This is a genomic window from Tepidiforma sp. (genome assembly GCF_034432735.1).
Lineage (GTDB): Bacteria > Chloroflexota > Dehalococcoidia > Tepidiformales > Tepidiformaceae > Tepidiforma.
This window is the reverse complement of record NZ_DAOUBJ010000126.1, coordinates 1-18,425: the sequence shown is the minus strand read 5'-3', so window position 1 is coordinate 18,425 and position 18,425 is coordinate 1. Positions and strand designations below refer to the sequence as shown.

General features: G+C 67.3%; 20 protein-coding genes. 9 read left to right on the top strand and 11 right to left on the bottom strand.

What is annotated here, in order from left to right; genetic code table 11:
- Positions 1-4: 4 nt before the first annotated feature.
- Genes ychF through VAE53_RS11380 form a run of 3 tightly spaced genes read right to left on the bottom strand, consistent with a single transcriptional unit; the run spans position 5 to position 2,251 of the window.
- Positions 5-1,102 carry a redox-regulated ATPase YchF gene (gene ychF / locus VAE53_RS11390; protein ID WP_322819486.1) on the bottom strand — a complete coding sequence of 366 codons (1,098 nt, stop codon included), beginning with the start codon at positions 1,100-1,102 and terminating at the stop codon, positions 5-7.
- Between the two features lie 4 nt (positions 1,103-1,106).
- The gene (locus VAE53_RS11385) at positions 1,107-1,709 is read right to left on the bottom strand and encodes a mismatch-specific DNA-glycosylase (protein ID WP_322819485.1); all 603 of its coding nucleotides are present in this window, start codon (positions 1,707-1,709) and stop codon (positions 1,107-1,109) included.
- Positions 1,706-2,251 carry a hypothetical protein gene (locus VAE53_RS11380; protein WP_322819484.1) on the bottom strand — a complete coding sequence of 182 codons (546 nt, stop codon included), beginning with the start codon at positions 2,249-2,251 and terminating at the stop codon, positions 1,706-1,708. The genes VAE53_RS11385 and VAE53_RS11380 overlap by 4 nt, the downstream gene beginning before the upstream one ends.
- A 79-nt stretch (positions 2,252-2,330) precedes the next feature.
- Between VAE53_RS11380 and VAE53_RS11375 the strand changes: the two genes are divergently transcribed.
- From VAE53_RS11375 to VAE53_RS11345, 7 genes are all read left to right on the top strand, one after another.
- On the top strand, positions 2,331-2,810 hold the full coding sequence (locus VAE53_RS11375) for a pyridoxamine 5'-phosphate oxidase family protein (RefSeq protein WP_322819483.1): 480 nt from the start codon (positions 2,331-2,333) through the stop codon (positions 2,808-2,810).
- Positions 2,811-2,833: 23 nt separating this feature from the next.
- Positions 2,834-4,177, top strand: a complete 1,344-nt coding sequence (locus VAE53_RS11370; RefSeq protein WP_322819482.1) for a Mur ligase family protein — start codon at positions 2,834-2,836, stop codon at positions 4,175-4,177.
- Between the two features lie 124 nt (positions 4,178-4,301).
- The gene (locus VAE53_RS11365) at positions 4,302-6,023 is read left to right on the top strand and encodes an ABC transporter substrate-binding protein (RefSeq protein WP_322819481.1); all 1,722 of its coding nucleotides are present in this window, start codon (positions 4,302-4,304) and stop codon (positions 6,021-6,023) included.
- A gap of 75 nt (positions 6,024-6,098) precedes the next feature.
- Positions 6,099-7,040 carry an ABC transporter permease gene (locus tag VAE53_RS11360; protein ID WP_322819480.1) on the top strand — a complete coding sequence of 314 codons (942 nt, stop codon included), beginning with the start codon at positions 6,099-6,101 and terminating at the stop codon, positions 7,038-7,040.
- A 3-nt stretch (positions 7,041-7,043) separates the two neighbouring features.
- The gene (locus VAE53_RS11355) at positions 7,044-8,054 is read left to right on the top strand and encodes an ABC transporter permease (protein WP_322819479.1); all 1,011 of its coding nucleotides are present in this window, start codon (positions 7,044-7,046) and stop codon (positions 8,052-8,054) included.
- Positions 8,055-8,097: 43 nt separating this feature from the next.
- Complete coding sequence (locus VAE53_RS11350) at positions 8,098-8,925, top strand: methylenetetrahydrofolate reductase (protein WP_322819478.1); 828 nt, start codon at positions 8,098-8,100, stop codon at positions 8,923-8,925.
- A gap of 63 nt (positions 8,926-8,988) precedes the next feature.
- On the top strand, positions 8,989-9,438 hold the full coding sequence (locus VAE53_RS11345; RefSeq protein WP_322819477.1) for a hypothetical protein: 450 nt from the start codon (positions 8,989-8,991) through the stop codon (positions 9,436-9,438).
- On the opposite strand, the gene VAE53_RS11340 is transcribed toward VAE53_RS11345, so the two are convergent.
- From VAE53_RS11340 to VAE53_RS11315, 6 genes are all read right to left on the bottom strand, one after another.
- On the bottom strand, positions 9,419-9,832 hold the full coding sequence (locus VAE53_RS11340) for a MaoC family dehydratase (protein ID WP_322819476.1): 414 nt from the start codon (positions 9,830-9,832) through the stop codon (positions 9,419-9,421). The two genes, VAE53_RS11345 and VAE53_RS11340, sit on opposite strands and share 20 nt — an antisense overlap.
- A 40-nt stretch (positions 9,833-9,872) precedes the next feature.
- A complete protein-coding gene (locus VAE53_RS11335; protein WP_322819475.1) occupies positions 9,873-10,697 on the bottom strand; it encodes a hypothetical protein in 825 nt (274 codons plus the stop codon).
- A gap of 244 nt (positions 10,698-10,941) precedes the next feature.
- On the bottom strand, positions 10,942-11,421 hold the full coding sequence (folK, locus tag VAE53_RS11330; protein ID WP_322819474.1) for a 2-amino-4-hydroxy-6-hydroxymethyldihydropteridine diphosphokinase: 480 nt from the start codon (positions 11,419-11,421) through the stop codon (positions 10,942-10,944).
- On the bottom strand, positions 11,418-12,302 hold the full coding sequence (gene folP, locus VAE53_RS11325; RefSeq protein ID WP_322819473.1) for a dihydropteroate synthase: 885 nt from the start codon (positions 12,300-12,302) through the stop codon (positions 11,418-11,420). Before folP ends, folK begins: the two co-directional genes overlap by 4 nt.
- The gene (locus VAE53_RS11320; protein WP_322819472.1) at positions 12,299-12,721 is read right to left on the bottom strand and encodes a M67 family metallopeptidase; all 423 of its coding nucleotides are present in this window, start codon (positions 12,719-12,721) and stop codon (positions 12,299-12,301) included. Before VAE53_RS11320 ends, folP begins: the two co-directional genes overlap by 4 nt.
- Positions 12,722-12,838: 117 nt before the next feature.
- Entirely contained in the window at positions 12,839-14,116 is a 1,278-nt protein-coding gene (locus VAE53_RS11315) for a multicopper oxidase domain-containing protein (RefSeq protein WP_322819471.1), read from the bottom strand.
- 216 nt (positions 14,117-14,332) lie between these two features.
- Between VAE53_RS11315 and VAE53_RS11310 the strand changes: the two genes are divergently transcribed.
- The gene (locus VAE53_RS11310) at positions 14,333-15,169 is read left to right on the top strand and encodes a universal stress protein (protein ID WP_322819470.1); all 837 of its coding nucleotides are present in this window, start codon (positions 14,333-14,335) and stop codon (positions 15,167-15,169) included.
- A gap of 324 nt (positions 15,170-15,493) precedes the next feature.
- Entirely contained in the window at positions 15,494-16,768 is a 1,275-nt protein-coding gene (locus tag VAE53_RS11305; protein ID WP_322819469.1) for a CoA transferase, read from the top strand.
- 6 nt (positions 16,769-16,774) lie between these two features.
- On the opposite strand, the gene VAE53_RS11300 is transcribed toward VAE53_RS11305, so the two are convergent.
- Together VAE53_RS11300 and VAE53_RS11295 are read right to left on the bottom strand one after the other, a co-directional pair.
- On the bottom strand, positions 16,775-17,695 hold the full coding sequence (locus tag VAE53_RS11300; protein ID WP_322819468.1) for an NAD-dependent epimerase/dehydratase family protein: 921 nt from the start codon (positions 17,693-17,695) through the stop codon (positions 16,775-16,777).
- Positions 17,696-17,735: 40 nt separating this feature from the next.
- A complete protein-coding gene (locus VAE53_RS11295; RefSeq protein ID WP_322819467.1) occupies positions 17,736-18,236 on the bottom strand; it encodes a hypothetical protein in 501 nt (166 codons plus the stop codon).
- Positions 18,237-18,425: the final 189 nt, after the last annotated feature.

Below are 18,425 nucleotides of genomic sequence, written 5' to 3'. Positions count from 1 at the left end.
CGGTTCAGACGTTGAAGAGGATGTGGAGGACGTCGCCGTCTTGGACGACGTAGTGTTTGCCTTCGGTTCGTAGGAGGCCGCGCTTTTTGGCTTCGGCTTCGCTGCCGGCGGCGAGGAGGTCTTCGCAGCGGATGACTTCGGCGCGGATGAAGCCACGTTGGAGGTCGCTGTGGATTTTGCCGGCGGCCTCGGGGGCGGTTGCGCCGGCGGGGATGGTCCAGGCGCGGCATTCGTCGGGGCCGGCGGTGAGGAAGGAGATGAGCCCGAGGAGGTGGTAGCTGGCGCGGATGGCGCTGGCCATGCCGCTTTCGGTGACGCCGGCTGCGGCCCGGAATTCGGCGGCTTCGTCGTCGGGGAGTTCGTTGAGGTCCATTTCGAATTTTCCGCACATGACGGCGACGTCGCGGCCGGGGCCGCGATATTTTTCGCGGTATTCGGCCTCGAGCTCGTGGCGGCGGGGGAGGTCTTCTTCGCCGATGTTGAGGAGGAGGAGGAGGGGTTTGGCGGTGAGGAATTGGGTGCCTTCGAGGAGGTGGCGGTCGTCGTCGGAGAGTTGCTGGGCGCGGATGGGGGTTTCGGCTTCGAGGCCGGCTTTGAGGCGTTCGAGGAGGGCCTGGAGGCGGAGCGGGCGTTCGCGTTCGCCGGCCTTGAGGGAGCGGATTTCGGTTTCGAGGCGCTGGAGGCGGCGCTCGATGATGGCGAGGTCGGCGAAAGCGAGCTCGAGGTCCATGGTTTGGATGTCGCGGTCGGGATCGACGGATGTTTCGGGGTGAGGGACGGCTTCGTCGCGGAAGGCGCGGACGACGTGGATGAGGGCGTCCATGCGGGCGAGGTCGTTGATGAATTTGCCGGCGGGGCCTTCGCCTTTTCCGAAGGATTGGCCGGCTGCGGGGAAGTCGACGTATTGGATGGTGGCGTAGGTGATTTTCTTGGGGTGGTAGAGGCGGGCGAGGGCATCGACGCGTTCGTCGGGGACGGTGACGACGCCGACGTTGGGCTGGCTGGAGGTGGAGTAGGCGCCGACCTGGGCAGCGCCACGGGTGACGGCGTTGAAGATGGTGGTTTTGCCGGAGCGGGCGAGTCCGATGATGCCGAGCTGCATGGGTTTAGGGTGGGGTGCGATCTGGCAAGGGGGAAGGGGGTGGGAGGGCTTCGAGGGCGTGGCGGAGGCGGTGGAGCCACTCGAGCCGGAGGGGGTGCCATTTGGCGGCGAGGCCGCTGGAGCTGGGGATGACCCAGGCCCGGGTTTGGCCGATTCGTTCGGGTTGTTCGCCGTAGGGCCGCCGGGCGAGTTGGGAGGGGGCGAGACCGAGGGCATGGCGGGCGTAGTGTTGGTAGATGCCGCGGCCGCTGAAGCAGGCGACGAGGGGCTGGTATTGGAGGAGTTCGCGGTGGAGGCGGAGTGCGCCGGCGCGGATTTCGGCGGGGGTGAGGTGTTCGGCGCGGATGGTGGGGCGGCAGCAGAGGTCGGTGAAGCCGATGCCGGCCTCGGCGGGGAGGAGGCGGTCGTCTTGGGGGCCGACGGGACGTTCGACGATGCCGGATTGGGAGAGGTGGACCCAGAAGCGGTTTCCGGGGCGGGCGTAGTAGTGGCCGGCCTGGGCGGAGTAGATGGCCGGGTTGTAGCCGATGAAGACGAGGCGGAGGCCGGGTTGGAGGAGGTGGGGGAGGGAGCCGGGGTACTGGCAGGGGATGGGGGTGGTGCTCATTCGAGGGCGAAGCGGACGCGTGGGGTGGCGAGGTGGAGGGCTTCGAGGCGCAGGGGGGAGGTCTCGCTGGCAGGACGCTGGACGATGAAGTGGAGTTCGACGGTGGAGGTCTGGCCCAATGGGGGGTCGAAGCCGGGGGAGCCGTTGGTGGTGGCTTCGGCGGCGGGGATCCAGTTTTCGATGCCGTCGACTTCGAGGGTCCAGGAGGCGAGGGTTGCATCCCAGGTTTTGTTGTTGGTGATGCGAAGGCGGAGGGAGACGTCGTGGCGTTGCATGCCGGGGGATGGTTGGCCGAGGGGTTCGGAGGCGATGCCGACGGCTTCGACGGCGATGATGCGTCCGTCGCCTTCGAAGGTTTGGCCGGCGGCGACTTTTGTTTCGCCGTAGATGGATCTGAGGATGGGTGGGAGGGCGTAGAGGCCGACCATGAGCCCGACGAGGACGCCAATGATGGCGCCGGCGGCGATGCAGCCGGTACGGCCTTGGCGGTCGGGAGAGGGGGTTTGGAGGACGAGGCGGCGGCCGGGTTGTGAGCGATCCACTGGTGACAACCGTACGGCGGCCTCTGGGGCTGTTCAATGGCGATGCGGCATGGGCGGGCGGGCCGTAGAATGCGGCGCGGTGACGGAGACGCTGGGTCGCGAGGAGGTGTTGTCGCAGGCGTACGCGCTGGGGCTTTCGCAGCTGGGCGGGACGCTAGCGACGACGCATGCAGAGGACGGGACGCCGTATGTGACGTTCGTGTTGTTCCACCTGCGCGAGAACGGGGAGGTGCTGTTCGGGAGTGGGGTGCGGCCGCAGCATACGCGGAATATCCGGGCGACGCCGGAGGTTTCGTTTCTGGTGGACAATCGGGAGGTGATCCGGTCGGACTGGACGGCGTTCAATCGGGTGGTGATCGAGGGGCGGGCGGAGGAGGTGGCGAAGGACTCGGCGGAGTACGGGCCGCTGTTGCAGGAGTTGGAGGGGAAGAACCGGATGGCGGCGGTGTTCACGGACCGGGGGATTTTGTTTCGCATTCGGCCGCGGCGACTGATCTTGATGCGGGGGTTCGAGGCGACGCGGCACATTGTCGATTTCGGCGAAGAGGGTGCGGGCTGATGGGGGCCGGCTAGAATCGGAGCATGGATTACCGGGAGGCGGTCGATTTTCTGCTCTCGCTGAGCGATATGGAGCGGGGTTACCAGGCCTCGCGGAATCCGACGATGAGCCTGGCTTCGGTGCGGTCGCTGTTGGGGCGGCTGAACGATCCGCAGCTGGGGAGGCCGACGGTCCACGTGACGGGTTCGAAAGGGAAGGGGACGACGGCGGCGTTGATCGAGGGGATGCTCCGGGAGGCGGGGTATGCGACGGCGCTGTACACGAGCCCGCATTTGCATTCGTTCACGGAGCGGATCGCCATCGGGGGGGAGGCGGTGAGCCCGGAGGAGTTCGCTGCTGGGCTCTCGGCGATTCTGCCGGCAGTGGAGGCGGAGCGAGAGAGCGTGCACGGGGATGTTTCGACGTTCGGTGTGTTGACGGCGTTGTTCTTTTGGCTGGTTAGGGCTCAGGTCCGGCGGGTGGAGTGGCAGGTGGTGGAGGTTGGTTTGGGGGGGACGTTCGACGCGACGAATGTGTTCGAGGCGACGGAGGTAGCGGTGATTACCCCGATTTCGTTGGAACACACGGAGATTCTCGGGAAGACGACGGTGGAGATTGCCCGTGACAAGGCGGGCATCATCAAGCGAGGGACGACGGCGGTGGTGGCGAAGCAGCGCGACCCGGCGGTGATGGCGGTGATCCGTGAGCGGTGCGAGGCGGTCGGGGCGACGCTGGTGGATGTGGGGGCGACGTACGGGGTGGAGGTGGTGGAGCGGCACCTCTGGGGCCAACGGCTGGCTGTCCGGCGTCCGAACGGGGAGGTACTGGAGCTCCGCACGCGGATGCTGGGTCGGCATTTGGCGGAGAATGCGATGACGGCGGTGGCGGTCGGGGACGCGATCCGGGCGCGTGGGTTCGCGCTGGAGGATCGGGCGATGGCAGAGGGGATCGCGCGGGTGCGGGTGCCGGGGCGGTTGGAGGTGATGGGGCAGCGGCCGTTGCTGGTGGCTGACGGTGCGCACAATGGGGAGAGCGCGGCGGCGTTGGCGGAGGCACTGCGGGAGTATTTCCGCTGGAAGCGCTGTTTCTTGGTGATCGGGGTGACGCGGGACAAGGACTTGCGGGCGATGGGTTTTGCGTTGGCGCGGCTGGCGGAGTTGATCGTGTGTGTCGGTTTCCGGAATCCGCGGGCGATGGACCCGTTCGAGATGATCCAGCAGATCGGGTTTCTGGGGCCGGCGGCGGTGGCGGAGGAGTCGGTGGCGGCGGGCCTCGATACGGCGCTGGCGCACGCGAGCGATGACGATCTGGTGTGTGTGACGGGCTCGCTGTATGTGGTGGCGGAGGCGCGGGAGGCGGTGCTGGGGGAGAGCGTCATCCAAAATTGAGCGGGCGGCGTATGGAACAGGTGAACGGCTCGTTACCATTGACCGGGGCACCGTCTATCGGCAGGATAGGCGAGCCCCTGTCTCGAAACGCGGGCCCCGAATTTTTTCGGAGGGGAAGGAACCCATGAGCTCCTACTGGGACAACTATTGGCGCCGGCGGCGGATGACGCGGCGCGGCATTCTGGCGGCTGGTTCGACGGCGACGCTCGGTGTGGCGTCGATGGCGATCGCTGGCTGCGGCGACGACGATGACGACGATACTGGCGGCGGCAATGGCGGCACGCAGTTGACGCCGGCCGCGCCGACGCCGGATACGGCGGAGAAGCCGGTTGCTGGTGGGACGTACCGGCTGATGGGCGGGCCTATCGGCTCGGTGATCGATATCCACCGGACGAATACGCCGTGGGAGTCTTCGTTCCTCTGGCACTGGTGCGGCAACTTTTTGATGCGGTTCCAGAAGGTGGCGCCGTTCTTGCCGGAGCCGGATCTGGCGGCGGCGCAGCCGGAGATCACGGATGGTGGGACGACGCTGATCTTCAAGCTGCGGCCGGAGGCGAAGTGGCAGAACAAGCCGCCGGTGAACGGACGGCAGGTGACGGCGGAGGACGTGAAGGCTTCGTTCGAGCGGATCAAGGCGCTGGGGGCGAAGTCGCCGCGGTCGGGGAATTATGCCGTTGTGGATTCGATCGAGGCGGTGGATGCGACGACGGTGCGGTTCAAGCTGAATGCGCCGAAGGCGGACCTGCTGAATGCGATGGCCGACCAGTACGACTTGGTGATTCCGAAGGAGATCGCTGCCCGGGGCGACGATGCGATCACGAAGCCGGAAGATGTCATCGGTTCGGGTCCGTACGAGATCGCGGCGTTCGAAGCGGGCCAACGGATCGCGGTGAAGAAGCGGCCGGATGGGTACTGGAAGCCAAATACGGCCTGGTTGGACGGGGCGGAGGTAGTGAACCAGACGGACAATCAGGCGCTGGTGAATGCGGTTCGGGCGAACCAGGCGGATGCGGTGGGTTTGCCGGCGGATTTGGCGCGGCAGTTCGAGAATGACCAGAACTTCTACATCACGCGGGCGCCGAACCCGACGCGCGAATGCCTGCTGATCAATCACACGAAGGAGCGCTACAAGGATCTGCGGGTGCGGCAGGCGCTCTGGCGGGCGGTGGACCGGAAGCAGGTGTACGAGAATGTGTATGCCGGCGGCGGGGTGGCGGGTGGTGCGATGACGCCGGCGGCTGCCGGCTGGGTGTTGCCGGATGCCGAGCTGGCGAAGCTTCCGGGTTTCGGGAAGCGGGAGGACGAGATCAAGGAGGCGAAGGCGCTGCTGGCGGCCGCGGGTTTCCCGGATGGGTTCGAGGAGACGATCATGACGGCGACGGCGTTCGAGGCGAACCGGGTGACGGACGTGATCGTTTCGAACCTGCGGGAGGTTGGCATCCGCCTGACGATCGACAATGTGGGGACGGATTTTGCGACGATGCTGCGCCGGCAGGTGGCGGGCGAGTACAACCTGGCGGGGACGCTGTTCCTCTCGGGGCCGTACCCGGACGCGCAGCTGTTGATCTACCACCACAGCAATCCGGCGAAGGGTTCGCGGAATTACGGGAAGTTCGCGGACCCGGAGATCGATGCGCTGCTGGACCAGCAGTCGGCGGAGTTCGACTACGAGAAGCGAAAGGCTATCGTGTTCGACATCCAGCGGAAGCTGGCGCAGAAGCCGGGACCGGTGTGGATCGGCTCGCGGGTGCTGTTCACGGTGATCAACAAGAAGGTGCGGAATGTGGTGGCGACGCCGTTCCTTGCGGGGTACGACGACGCCGAGGATGTGTGGATCAAGGCCTGATAGCCGGGGTGCTGTTCTGATACGATTCGCGGCCCCGGGGATTCTTTGCCCCGGGGCCGTTTCGAGGGTTGGGCGATGCAACAACTGATTCTGCGTCGGCTTCTGCTTTCGATTCCGACGCTGCTCATCGTGTCGTTTTTGATCTTCGGGATTTTGCGCCTGGACCCGGATGCGGCGGTGGCGGCGCGGCTCGGTGAGGGGTACACGCCGGAGGCGGCGGAGCAATTGAAGGAGGAGCTGGGGCTGAACAATCCGATCGCGACGGAGTATGTGAAGTGGCTGGGGAATCTGCTGCGGGGCGATTGGGGGACGTCGCTGTACACGTATCGGCCGGTGCTGGACGAGGTGCTGCCGAAGGTGGGGGTGACGCTGGAGCTGGCGCTGGTGGCGGTGGTGTTCGCGGTGATCGTTGGGATTCCGATCGGGGTGATCTCGGCGATTCGCCAGGACACGTGGCTGGACTACTTGCTGCGGGGATTTTCGATTCTGGGGTTGTCGGTTCCGGGGTTCGTGATTGCGACGTTCGTGCTGGCGTTTTTGGCTATCCAGTTCCAGTGGATTCCGCCGACGCAGTATGCGGCGCCGTGGGAGGATCCGGTGAGGAATTTCCAGCAGTTCGCGCTGGCCGGCTTCATTCTGTCGCTTTCGACGGCGGCTTCGGTGATGCGGTATGCGCGAACGATGATGCTGGATGTGCTCCGGCAGGACTATATCCGGACGGCGTGGGCGAAGGGGCTGCGGGAGCGGGTGATCATTACGCGGCATGCGCTGAAGAATGTGCTGTTGCCGGTGGTGACGGTGATCGGCCTGACGATGGCGACGCTGGTGGGCGGGACGGTGATTTTCGAGTCGCTGTTCACGTTGAACGGGGTGGGCCGGCTGCTGATCCGAGGGGTTTACGAGCGTGACTATCCGCTGGTCCAGGGGATTACGCTGCTGTTCGCGATTGCGGTGGTGGTGATCAATTTGGTGGTGGATATTTCGTATTCGCTGCTCGACCCGCGGGCGAGGGGGTGAGGCATGGCCGATGCTGCTGTCCAGGTTGCGATTGCGGAACCGCTGAGCCGGCCAGCGCCGAACTGGTTCCAGCGGACGGCGGGGTTCTTTCGGACGTTGATGCGGACGAAGCCATTGGGCTTCGTTTCGCTGGTGATCATCGTGGTGCTGGGGGTGTTGGCGCTGGCGCCGGGGGCGTTCGCGACGCACGACCCGGCCGATACGCGGGCCGGGGTGCGGCTGCAGAAGTATTGCCTTGGCCCGCGGGATACGTTGCTCTGTCCGACGGTGGTGGAGAAGTCGGCGACGTTCGGCGACCGCGAGGTGCCGGGCAAGCTTTCGAATCCGTTCGGGACGGACCAGCTGGGGCGGGACAATTTTAGCCGCATCGTGTACGGGGCACGGAACGCGTTCTACGTGGGGCTCGGGGCGGTGATTATTTCGTCGGCGCTGGCGCTGTTCATCGGGGTGACTTCGGGCTATTTCGGGGGAAGGTACGACGCGATCGTTCAGCGGCTGGTGGATGCGGTGATGGCGTTGCCGGTGCTGGTGGTGTTGCTGGCGGCGACGACGATGCTCGGGGGTGCGAGCTTCGGCAAGCTGATCGTGTTGTTGGGCCTGCTGGGGGGCTTTTCGGGTTCGCGGGTGATTCGCTCGGCGGTGATTTCGGTACGGTCGGCGCAGTTTCTGGAGGCGGCACGGGTGCTGGGGGCGACGGATGCGAGGATTATGGTGCGGCACGTGATCCCGAACATTTTCGGGCCGCTGATGGTGCAGGCGACGATCGGGATCGGGACGATCATTCTGGCGGAGGCGGCGCTGAGCTTCCTGGGTTTCGGGGTGGTGAACCCGGACCAGCCGACGTGGGGGCAGCTGCTGCAGTCGTCGCAACAGATCGCGAGTATCCGTCCGGACCAGCTGGTCTGGCCGGGGGTGTTCATCGCGTTGGCGGTGTTCAGCTTCAATATGCTGGGGGATGCGCTGCGCGACCTCTTGGATCCGCGGCTGCGGGGTGCGCGCGGGAGCTACGGCTGAGGCGGGGCTGGACGCTGGGGCGCGGGGATCGGACGCTCTCGATATGCGCTTCTTGGATCGGCTGGCAGCGGGGGAATTCGCGGTGGCGCTCGAGATTACGCCGCCGCAGCGGCACCTGCCGAGGGTGTTGCTGCGGCGGGCGCGGTTGTTGGGCGATGCGGCGCACGCGGTGAATGTGATTCAGCGGCCGGACCGGCAATCGAGCTTGGATGCGTCGCTAGAGCTGCGAGCGGCGGGTTTGGACCCGGTGTGGCATTTGGCGGCGCGGGGGCTGTTTCGGGAGCAGGCGGTGGGAGCGGTCGAGCGTGCGCGGGCGGGCGGTATCGAGCAGGTGCTGTGCATCGCGGGGGACCACCCGGCGGGCGAGGGAGAGCCGTCGATGACGGTGCGCGAGGTGGTGGCGCTGGTGCGTGCGGGGTTGCCGGGGGCGACCGTGGGGGCAACGTTGAATCAGTATGCGCGCGACCCGGCGGCGGCGCGGCGCAATCTTTTGCCGAAGCTCCGTGCGGGGGCGAGCTATGTCCAGACGCAGCCGACCTTCGATGTGGGGGCGCTGGAGGTGGCGCTGGCTGGGGTGCGGCGAGAGGTTGCGGAGGTGACGGCGATCGCGATGGCGATGCCGCTGATTTCGGCGGAGGCGGGGGAGCGGATCGCGGCGCGGCTGGGGTTGGAGTTGCCGCCGCGGCTTCGGGATGTGCTGGCATCGGGTGACGAGGAGGCAGCCTGGGCGTTCTTTGGCGACGTGCTGAAGCGGTTGGTGGATTCGCCGGCGGTGCAGGGGGTGGCGATCATGACGTTCGAGATGGACCCGCCGCCGGCGGCTGGTGAGCGGATCGTGGCTGCGTTGGAGGCGGCCGGGGCGTTGGCGTAAGCGGGGGCGGGATTAGGGGGAGACCCGAGCGCGGGGGGCGCTGGTTTGTGGCATTCTGGGCGCATGTACACGATCCAGGTGACGCCGGAGGGCAGGCTTCGAGCTACGGTGAGTGGCCGGGTTACGACGTCGGAGGCGCTCAGGCTGGTTTCGCAGGGGTTCGCTCTGGCCGAGGCGGGTGCGATTACGGACCTGCTGGTGGATGTGCGGGGGGTTGAGCGGGGTCCGGGGCAGTGGCTGATGCTGGCGGCGGTGGTTTCGAGCCGGCTGGAAGGGCCGATGCGGCTGGCGGTCGTGACGGGGCCGCGGCAGGAGCCGGTGGTGCGGCGGATTTTGAGGTACAGCGGGGCGCGGAGGCGGGCGGCGCTGTTCATGGAGGAGGGGGCTGCGCTCCGGTGGTTCGCGGATCGGTTCCGTGGGCGTGGGGCGGCTGCTGGCTGGGGAGCAGCAGTTGCCGATGAATGCTCGGGCGAACGGGCGTGGGAGAGCGAGCTCAGGCCTGAGGCGGGATGACGACTGCCTCGCCTTCGACGACGACTTTTCCGTGCTGATTGGTGACGGTGGTTCGGAATTTGATCCAGCGGCGTTGTTCGAGCTTTTCGATGGCTTCGACGCGGGCGGTGAGGGTATCGCCGAAGAAGACTGGTGCGCGGAAGTTGAGGGTCTGGCTGACGTAGATGGAGCCGGGGCCGGGGAGTTGCATGGCGAGGACGGTGGAGATGAAGGAGCCGCTGAGCATGCCGTGGGCGATGCGCTGTTGGAACATGCCCTTGGAGGCGGCGACGGCGTCGACGTGGGCGGGGTTGAGGTCTCCGGTGATGCCGGCGAAGAGGTAGACGTCGGTTTCGGAGATGGTTTTGCTGAAGGAGGCGGAATCGCCGAGGGAGATTTGGTCGTAGGTAGCCATGGGACGAAGGATGGGACGGAACTGGGTTGTGGGGAAGGGGTCAGGGGGTGGGAAGGAAGAGCTGGTATTTGCCGGGGACGGGTGTGCCGCCTGCGAGGGGGCCGTCGATGACGAGCGTGATCGGTCCGACGGACTGGCCGACGGTGTTGCGAACGGGAGCGACGAGGGTGAGGCTGCGCCCCTGGCCGGATGCGAGGACGACCTCGGCGCGGCTCTCGAGGGTGGCGATGATGGGGAAGGTTTGGCCGGCGGCGGCGAGGGTGGCGTTGCGGAGGTTGAGCTGGCCGAAGAGTTTGGAGCCGTTGGCGACCCAGAGGTCGACGAGGACGACGTGGGTGCTGCCGGCGGTTTCGTGTTTGCGGAGGGCGGTGGCGAGCTGGAGGGATTCGTTGCTGCCGGCGGCGACGAGGATGCAGGTGAGGTAATCGAGGGGGTAGATGGCGACGCGGGTGGCGCGGACGGAGATGCTGCCGATGGCCTGTTCGACGGCGAGTGGGGCAGTGGTTTCTTCGAGGGTGCCGCACTGGGTAGGTCGTTGGAGGAGTGCGGCATCGATGGTTGGGGTGGGGGGTATCGGTGTGGAGCGGGCGCCGGCGACGTCGGATTCGGGGGTGGGCGTGGCGGCGGCGCGGGTGGAGGTGGGGGAGGGAGGGGCGGGGGTGGAGGTCGGGGTGGTTGGCGCTGCTACGGATTCGACGCTGCGCTTATCGGTGGCATCGGATTGCCGTGGGGCGGGCTGGACGACGACCGCGAGGAGGAGCGCGCCGAGGACGACGGCGGCGGGAAGGAGGTAGGTGGGGCGAAGCAAGCGGGCGACGCTTGCGTTCGTCCGGGGGGTGGGCGGGTAGGGAGTTCGCGGTTCCACCGTTGGTCACGGTAGGGCGGGATGCCCCGGGGAGGGCATCCGGAAATCCCTGATTCGGGGGGCGGCGTACTTGGATTTGGAGGGAACGTCGCTCCAGGGGTGGCGGCGGGGCCGTCGGCGCGGGCCTCGGCGTCCGGTGGCTCCTGCCGCCGCTGCGCGGGCGGCCCTGTGGGGATGGGCCCGGGGCCGCCCGCGCGGCGTGAAGGGGGCGCGGGCGACGCGGGTGGGTTGGACGGGGTGGTGTTCAGAGTTCGCCGATGCGCCGGGCCCCTTGGAGCCCGGTACGGGTGAGGAGCTGGTGGGCGGTCGCTCCGAGGACGGGCAAGGGGCCCTGGGCGACTTCGGCGAGAGGCGCGAGGACGAAGGCGCGTTCGGCGATGCGCGGGTGGGGAATGACGAGGTCGGGGGTTTCGAGCTGGAGGTCGCCGTAGAAGAGGATGTCGATATCGATGGGGCGGGGGCCCCATCGGCGGCCGGGACGGCGGCCGAGGTGGTGTTCGATCTGTTTGAGGACGGCGAGGAGTTGGTGCGGGGGGAGGGTGGTTTCGGCGAGGATGGCGGCGTTGAGGTAATGGGGCTGGTCGGCGGGAATGGGTGGGGTTTCCCAGGTGGAGGAGCGGCGGAGGATGTGGATGTGGGCGTTTTCGAGGGCGGCGAGGGCGGCGCGGAGGTTGGCTTGGCGGTCGCCGAGGTTGGACCCGAGGGCGAGGTGGACGGCTGTCACTGGGGGGGTTGGTGGCGCCAGTTGGCCCGGGCGATGGCGTCGGTGACGCGGGCGACGCGGACCATGGCGCGGACGTCGTGGACGCGGACGATGTCTGCGCCGGCGGCGATGCCGAAGGCGACGGTCGCGGCGGTGCCTTCGAGGCGTTCGTTGACGGGGGCGTCGAGGATGTAGCCGATGGTGGATTTGCGGGAGGTGCCGATGAGGAGGGGAAGCTGGTATTTCCAGAGTTCGGGAAGGCGGCGGAGGATTTCGAGGTTTTGTTCGGGGGTCCAGCCGAAGCCGAATCCGGGGTCGAGGATGATGCGTTCGGGAGGGATGTGGGCTTGGGCGGCGATGGTGAGGGTGGCTTCGAAGCCGGCAGAGATGTCGGTGGCGACGTCGTGGACGGGGCGACCGCGCTGGTTGTGCATGGCGACGAGGTGGGCGCCGGCGCGGGCGACGATGGCTGCCATGTCGGGGTCGCGCCGGAGGCCCCAGATGTCGTTGATGCAGTCGGCGCCGTTGGCGAGGGCCGCTTCGGCGACGGTGGGGTGGTAAGTATCGACGGAGAGTGGGAGGTCGGTTGCGGCGCGGACGGCGCGGAGGCAGGGGAGGAGGCGGCGGAGCTCTTCGGCGGGGTGGAGTTCTTCTGCGCCGGGGCGGGAGGATTCGGCGCCGAGGTCGATGATGTCGGCGCCTTCGGCCTGGAAGCGGGTGGCGAGGGCGGCGGCGGCTTGGGGATTTTCGCCGATGCCGTCGCCGCTGAAGGAGTCGGGGGTGACGTTGATGATGCCCATGATGTAGGTGCGGGTGCCCCAGGCGAAGGTTCGGCCGCGGATGGTGGTGACGGGTGTGCGGTAGTGCCGGGCGAGGGGCCAGGGGGTGTGGGGGGCGCTCATCCGGGGATGATTTCGTATTGCTGTTCGATGGGCTGGCCGTTTTCGATGTACCAGGCCCGTACTTCGGGGTGGGCGCGGTCGGCGACGCCGATGACGAAGTGTACGTAGGGCGGGCCGAAGAAGGGGCCCATCATGCGGATGTCGGTGGGGCTGGGGATGGGAGCCGAGCCGGTGTGGGAGTGGTAGAAGCCGGCGAGTTGGGCGCCGGCGGCATCGATGGCTTCTTCGTGGCGGCGGGTTTCGAGGGGGTCGATGGAGAAGCGGTAGGGGCTCTGTTCGGCGTTCCGGGCGCGGCGGATTTCGGTGACGGTGCCGTTGCGGGCGGCGATGAGGCCGCAGGCTTCGATGGGGGCTTCTTCGAGGGCGTGGGCGACCATTTGGTCGATGTGGGCCTTGGTGAGGCGGATGGCGATGGCCACGGCGTCTCCGTGTGGTGAGGTGTGGTGTTCATTGTACGGAGGTGGCCGTGGAGAGGCGCGGAAGGGGCGCCCGGGTGCGCCCCTTCCGGCAGCGAGGGAGGACGATGTGGTGGAGGGTCAGGCGTTCTGTTCGCACCAGAGGGTGAAGACGCCCTTTTCGGTATCGGGGATGGCCAGGCGGTTGGTGGTGAGGCTGACGCGCAGGTCGGGGGAGGGCTCGGTGACGGGGACGGCGACGGTTTTGAGGATGTCGGCGACTTTGAAGTTTTCGTCTTCGACGACGAGGACGGTGACGAGGCCGAAGAATCCGGCGGCGCTTTCGGCGTGGCTGAGGACGTGGCAGTGGAAGGCCCAGAGGCCGGGTTCGAAGGCTTCGATGATGGTATCGAAGCGGTTTCCGGGCGGGACGTCGATGGTGTCGCACTTCCACGGGTTGGCGAGTTTGTAGCCGTCGATGGCGACGACTTCCATGGCGAGGCCGTGGAGGTGCATGGGGTGGTACATCATGCCCTCGTTCATCCAGCGGACAAGGATGCGCTCGCCTTTTTTGGCGATGAGGGCATCGGTCGCGGGGAATCCTTTGCCGTTGAGGGTGTAGCCGAGGAGGGAGTCGTTGAGGATGAGGATGTATTCGCGGTCGTAGGGGACGAACTCTTTGGGGTCGGCGGGGTCGACGATGAAGGCGCCGAGGAGGCCGCGGTTGACCTGGTCGGCGGAGTCGTGGTGGGAGTGGTACATGTGGGAGCCGGCGTTTTTGAGGGTGAATTCGTAGGTGAAGGTTTGGCCGGGCTCGATCGGGTCTTGGGTGACGAAGGGGACGCCGTCCATGGTGTAGGGGACGTGGATGCCGTGCCAGTGGACGGCGGTGCTTTCGGTGAGGTTGTTCTTGACGTTGATGCGGACGCGGTCGCCGACTTTGCCGCGGAGGATTGGCCCGGGGATCATGCCGTTGTAGCCGCGGGCTTTTTCGATTTGGCCGGGGGCGACTTCCCAATCGATTTCGTCGACGGTGATATCCCAGACTTTGACGCCGTTTTCGATGCGGGGTTCGAGTGGGATGTTGCCGCGGCCTTTGGTGATTGGTGCTTTTTGGTTGCGGAGGAAGTCGACGACGCCTTGTTTGTGGTCGGCGTCGATTTTGCGCCAACGTTCCTGGCTGGCGCTGGTGCCACCGGTGGCTGGGGTGGGGCCTGGCTGGACGTTGCCGGGGGCGACGCCGCCGGTTTGGGGTTGGGCTTTTTGGCCGGTGGGGTCTTCGTAGCAGGCGCTGGCGATGGCGCCGGCGGCGACGGGGAGGGTGGCGCCGACGATACCGGCTTTGCGCAGGAAGCGGCGCCTATCGAGCCGTTCGGCGGTTCGTGCCAGGGCTTCGATGTGCAGGGTGGGATCCGTCATGGGACTGTGGCCTCCTCGCGACGTTTCGCAGGGGTATGGTCGGTGGCTGGGGTGCGGGGGGGCGATGGTCGGGCGGCCCGAAATGGCGGGCCGGTGGATCGTTCGTGAAATCGTTCGCAAGGGGTCGGTTGGTGGTGGTGGAGGGGCCGGTTGGGCCTCGCGCCGTGGGCGTGGATGGTTCATGCTTGGGGAACCAGCGAAAGGGTGGTGCACACGATGGCTGAGAACGGTCCGATCCTGATTCCGCTCGATGGTTCGAGCCTGGCGGAGCATGCGCTCGTGGATGGGGCTTGGCTGCGAGGTGTGACGGGGCTCCCTGTGCGGCTTCTCCATGTGATGGAGCACGAGGGAACGGCGGAAGAGCGGCAGCGTTTGGCGGAGAAGTTCCGTGAGTATGCGACGGCGCAGGCGCAGAAGTATGGGCTCGGCGAGGTGGTTTGCGACGTGGTGGTTGGCTCGCCGGCGAAGGAGATTCTGCAGGCGGCGGAGACGGCCTCGTATGTGGTGGTGGCGACGCACGGGCGCGGTGGGTTCCGGGCGATGATTCTGGGGAGTGTGGCGGACAAGGTGATTCGTGGGGCGAAGGTGCCGGTGCTGGTGGAGCCGGGGGTGGAACCGCCGACCCCGCCGGGGGATGGGCGGCCGGTGCTGGTGGCGTTGGATGGGTCGGAGGAGGCGGAGCGTGGCTTGGCGCTGGCGCGGGAGCTGGCGAACAAGGGTGGGCTGCCGGTGGTGTTGCTGCGGGCCTACAGCGTGCCGCCGCCGGCTGGGATCGAGTTTTCGTATTACCCTGCGGATCTTTCGGCGACGCTGGAGGCGGCGGCGAAGGAGTATCTGGAGACGACTGCGCGGCCGGGTGAGCGGACGATTCTGGTGCAGGGTGATGCGGCGAGCGCGATCATGGAAGCGGCGGAGCAGGAGAACGCGAGCTTGATCGTGATGACGTCGACGGGGAAGGGCCTCGCGAAGCGATTGGCGTTGGGGAGCACGACGGACCGGGTGGTGCATGGGACGAAGCGGGCGGTGCTGGTGGTGCCGACGCATCACGACTAGGGGTGGCGACCGATGGATGGGAGCGACGGCGGGGCTGCGCCGGGGGCTGCGCGCTCCTCGCCCTCCGCGACTGGAGCGGCGGGCGGATGGTTATGTGGCGCTGATTGGGGCGTGGGTCGCTGGATCGGGTGAGGGGAAGAGGCGGCGCTTTGGTGCATGGCGCGGACGTTCTGGTGGAGCGACGGGATGGCGCGGCGGGTGGGCTGGAGCGGAAGGTTCGGCCAGGGGTGAGGGAGCGGCCGAGTGGGGACGAGCTGTGGGCGGTGGGCTGGGGGCTGGCGTACGTTGACGCGAAGGTTAGAATAGGCGCCCGGAGGGACAGGGATGACTTCTGGGCCACTGACGGGCGTGAAGGTTCTCGAGTTTTCGCAGATTATCGCGGGGCCGTTCTGCGGGATGCACCTGGCGGACATGGGCGCCCAGGTGACGAAGTTCGAGCCGCTGGAGGGGGAGCCGTGGCGGGTGTTCGTGGAGCTTGTCCCGAAAGAGTCGCGGACGTTCGCGAGCTTGAACCGGGGGAAGCGCGGGGTGGCGATGGACATGACGCGTCCGGAGGCGCAGGCGGTGATCCACCGGTTGGTGCGGGATGCGGATGTGGTGGTGATCAATTACCGCCCGGGGGTGGCGGAGCAGCTGCGGATCGACTACGGGACGCTGAGTGGGATCAATCCTCGGCTGATCTACTGCGAGAACACGGCGTTCGGTCGGTATGGGCCTTTGGCTCACCGTGGGGGGTACGACTTGGTGGTGCAGGCGATGACGGGTCTGATGGCGGGCGAGGCGAAGATGCAGGGGGATGTGCCGACGTACATCTACCCGGCGGTGGCGGATTACGCGACGGGGATCCAGATGGCGAATGCGATTTGCGCGGCGCTGTTCTACCGGGAGCGGACGGGCAAGGGGCAGCGGATCGATTGCACGCTGATGGGGACGGCGATCGCGATGCAGACGAGCCAATTCACGTGGATTCGGGCGTTCGACGAGCAGGTGATCCCGCCGATGTTGGAGGAGCTAGGGCGTGCCCGGGCGGAGATGAGGAGCTTCACCGAGCAGGTGGCGGTGCACAATAAGTACCGGCCGGCGGCGGTGGGGAATATTTACTATCGGGTGTACCAGACGAAGGACGGGTTCATTGCGGTGGGGGCGCTGAGCCAATCGCTGCGGCTGAAGGTGCTGGCGGCGACGGGTCTGCGCGACCCGCGGTTCCGGGAGGACGGGAGTTTCGAGGTGAATCCGCCGGGTTGGGAGGTCGAGGGGCCGAAGCTGGTGCGGGAGGCGGAGGCGCTGTTTCGGACGAGGACGACGGAGGAGTGGGCTGAGGTGCTGGAGCGGCATGGTGTGCCGGCTGGCCCGCTCTATTTCATCGAGGAGCTGTTCGACCATCCGCAGACGCTGGCGAACGGGTTACAGGTGGAGCTGGAGCACCCGCTTCTGGGGCCGTACAAGATGGTCGGGCCGCCTTTTCAGATGTCGGAGGCGCCGCTAGCTGCTCAGGGGCCGAGCCCGATGTTGGGTGAGCATACGGACGAGGTGCTGGCCGAGGCTGGGTTGACGCCGGAGGAGGTGGAGCGGCTCCGCGCGGCTGGTGTGGTGCGCTAGGTTGGTTCAGGTGTCGGTGCGAAAGGCATCGACGGTGCGACGGATGCCTTCGGCGAAGGAGACTTGGGGCTCCCAGGAGAGCACCTCGCGTGCGCGGGAGCAGTCGAGCCAGAAGTTGCGGACGTCTCCTGGGCGGGGCGGTCCGTGGCGGGGGGGGATGGTGTTGCCGGTGGCTTGGGAGAGGGTGTGGAAGATTTCGTTGACGCTGGTGCCGATGCCGGTGCCGATGTTGGCGACGAGGCTGGGGCCGGCCCCAAGGGCGAGGAGGTTGGCGCGGGCGATGTCGCTGACGTAGAGGTAGTCTTTGCGCTGGTCGCCGTCGCCGTCGATGGTGCAGGGCTGGCCGGCGAGCATGAGTGCGGTGAAGATGGCGACGACGCCGGCTTCGCCGTAGGGGTCCTGGCGGGGGCCGAAGGCGTTGCCGTAGCGGAAGATGGTGTATTCGAGCCCGGCGGTGCGGGCGGCGAGCTGGACGTAGAGTTCGCCGACGTATTTGGAGACGCCGTAGTTGGAGCGTGGTGCGATGGGGTGGTCTTCGGTGACGGGGAGGCGTTCGGGTTCGCCGTAGACGGTGCCTCCGGAGGAGGCGTAGATGATTTTGCGGGCGCCGTATTGGATGGCGAGGGCGCAGATGCGGGCAGTGCCACCGCCGTTGATTTCGAGGTCGTGGACGGGGTCGGTTTGGCCGATTTTGACGCTGGACTGGGCGGCGTGGTGGTTGATGATTTCGGGCCGGAAGTCGGCGACGATGCGTTCGAATTCGCGGGCGTGGATGTCGACTTCGTAGAGCTTGGCGGCGCGGTTGACGTTGGAGCGGCGGCCGGTGGAGAGGTTATCGACGACGATGACGTCGTGGCCGGCTTCGATGTAGGCGTCGACGAGATGGGAGCCGATGAAGCCGGCTCCGCCGGTGACGAGGATTCGCATGGGGGTTCAGTGTGGGTGGCGCGGGACAACGAGCAACCGTTCAGGCTGGGGAGCGGAGGCGGGCGAGGCCCCACCCGATGGCCGCGCAGGTGGTGCCGGCGACGAGGCCGCCGACGATCATGGGCGCGAGGAATTCGGAGATGGGGGCGGCCGAGGCGACTTGGGCCCACTTGGCGATGGCGATGTTGAGGGCGAATCCGGCGGCGAAGCCCCAGGCGGCCCAGCGGCGTTCGCGGGGGGTGCGGCCGATATCGAGTTCGGCGAGGACGCCGGCGACGGGGTTGGCCTGGTCGAGTTTTTGGGCTTCGGCTTCGAGGGCGGCGATGAGTTCGTCCATGAGGGCGTCGGGCATGGTGTCGAGGATGCGTTCGTAGGCGGCGGCTTCTTCGGCGGGGGTCCGGGGCGGGGCTTGGATCTCACGGACGAGGGCGCCGAGGGGGCGTGAGCAGGATTGGCAGAGGGGCCTGCCGGTGGTCCAGTCGGCGAAGGGGAGGGGGCGCCGGCAGGCGGTGCAGCGGGTGTGGTTGGCGGTGGCGGCCATTGGCTCAGCCCTCGGTGGTGGGCGGGTGATTGGACCCGCCGGGGTTGCCTTCGGTCGGTGGTGTCGGGGCGGGGGTCGGGGTGGGCGTGGGGGTGGGCGAGGGTGTGGGAGTGGCGGTCGGAGTCGAGGTCGGGGTAGCTGTTGGAGTCGAGGATGCAGTGGACGTGGGGGTGGGAGATGTGGGGCGGG

Bases quoted from the DNA above. Each gene is read 5' to 3' on its own strand.
- VAE53_RS11315 (WP_322819471.1), bottom strand. From the start codon at position 14,116: ATGACGGATCCCACCCTGCACATCGAAGCCCTGGCACGAACCGCCGAA.
- ychF (WP_322819486.1), bottom strand. From the start codon at position 1,102: ATGCAGCTCGGCATCATCGGACTCGCCCGCTCCGGCAAAACCACCATC.
- VAE53_RS11310 (WP_322819470.1), top strand. From the start codon at position 14,333: ATGGCTGAGAACGGTCCGATCCTGATTCCGCTCGATGGTTCGAGCCTG.
- VAE53_RS11365 (WP_322819481.1), top strand. From the start codon at position 4,302: ATGAGCTCCTACTGGGACAACTATTGGCGCCGGCGGCGGATGACGCGG.
- VAE53_RS11300 (WP_322819468.1), bottom strand. From the start codon at position 17,695: ATGCGAATCCTCGTCACCGGCGGAGCCGGCTTCATCGGCTCCCATCTC.
- VAE53_RS11305 (WP_322819469.1), top strand. From the start codon at position 15,494: ATGACTTCTGGGCCACTGACGGGCGTGAAGGTTCTCGAGTTTTCGCAG.
- VAE53_RS11360 (WP_322819480.1), top strand. From the start codon at position 6,099: ATGCAACAACTGATTCTGCGTCGGCTTCTGCTTTCGATTCCGACGCTG.
- folP (WP_322819473.1), bottom strand. From the start codon at position 12,302: ATGAGCGCCCCCCACACCCCCTGGCCCCTCGCCCGGCACTACCGCACA.
- VAE53_RS11370 (WP_322819482.1), top strand. From the start codon at position 2,834: ATGGATTACCGGGAGGCGGTCGATTTTCTGCTCTCGCTGAGCGATATG.
- VAE53_RS11340 (WP_322819476.1), bottom strand. From the start codon at position 9,832: ATGGCTACCTACGACCAAATCTCCCTCGGCGATTCCGCCTCCTTCAGC.
- VAE53_RS11345 (WP_322819477.1), top strand. From the start codon at position 8,989: ATGTACACGATCCAGGTGACGCCGGAGGGCAGGCTTCGAGCTACGGTG.
- VAE53_RS11295 (WP_322819467.1), bottom strand. From the start codon at position 18,236: ATGGCCGCCACCGCCAACCACACCCGCTGCACCGCCTGCCGGCGCCCC.
- VAE53_RS11350 (WP_322819478.1), top strand. From the start codon at position 8,098: ATGCGCTTCTTGGATCGGCTGGCAGCGGGGGAATTCGCGGTGGCGCTC.
- VAE53_RS11355 (WP_322819479.1), top strand. From the start codon at position 7,044: ATGGCCGATGCTGCTGTCCAGGTTGCGATTGCGGAACCGCTGAGCCGG.
- VAE53_RS11385 (WP_322819485.1), bottom strand. From the start codon at position 1,709: ATGAGCACCACCCCCATCCCCTGCCAGTACCCCGGCTCCCTCCCCCAC.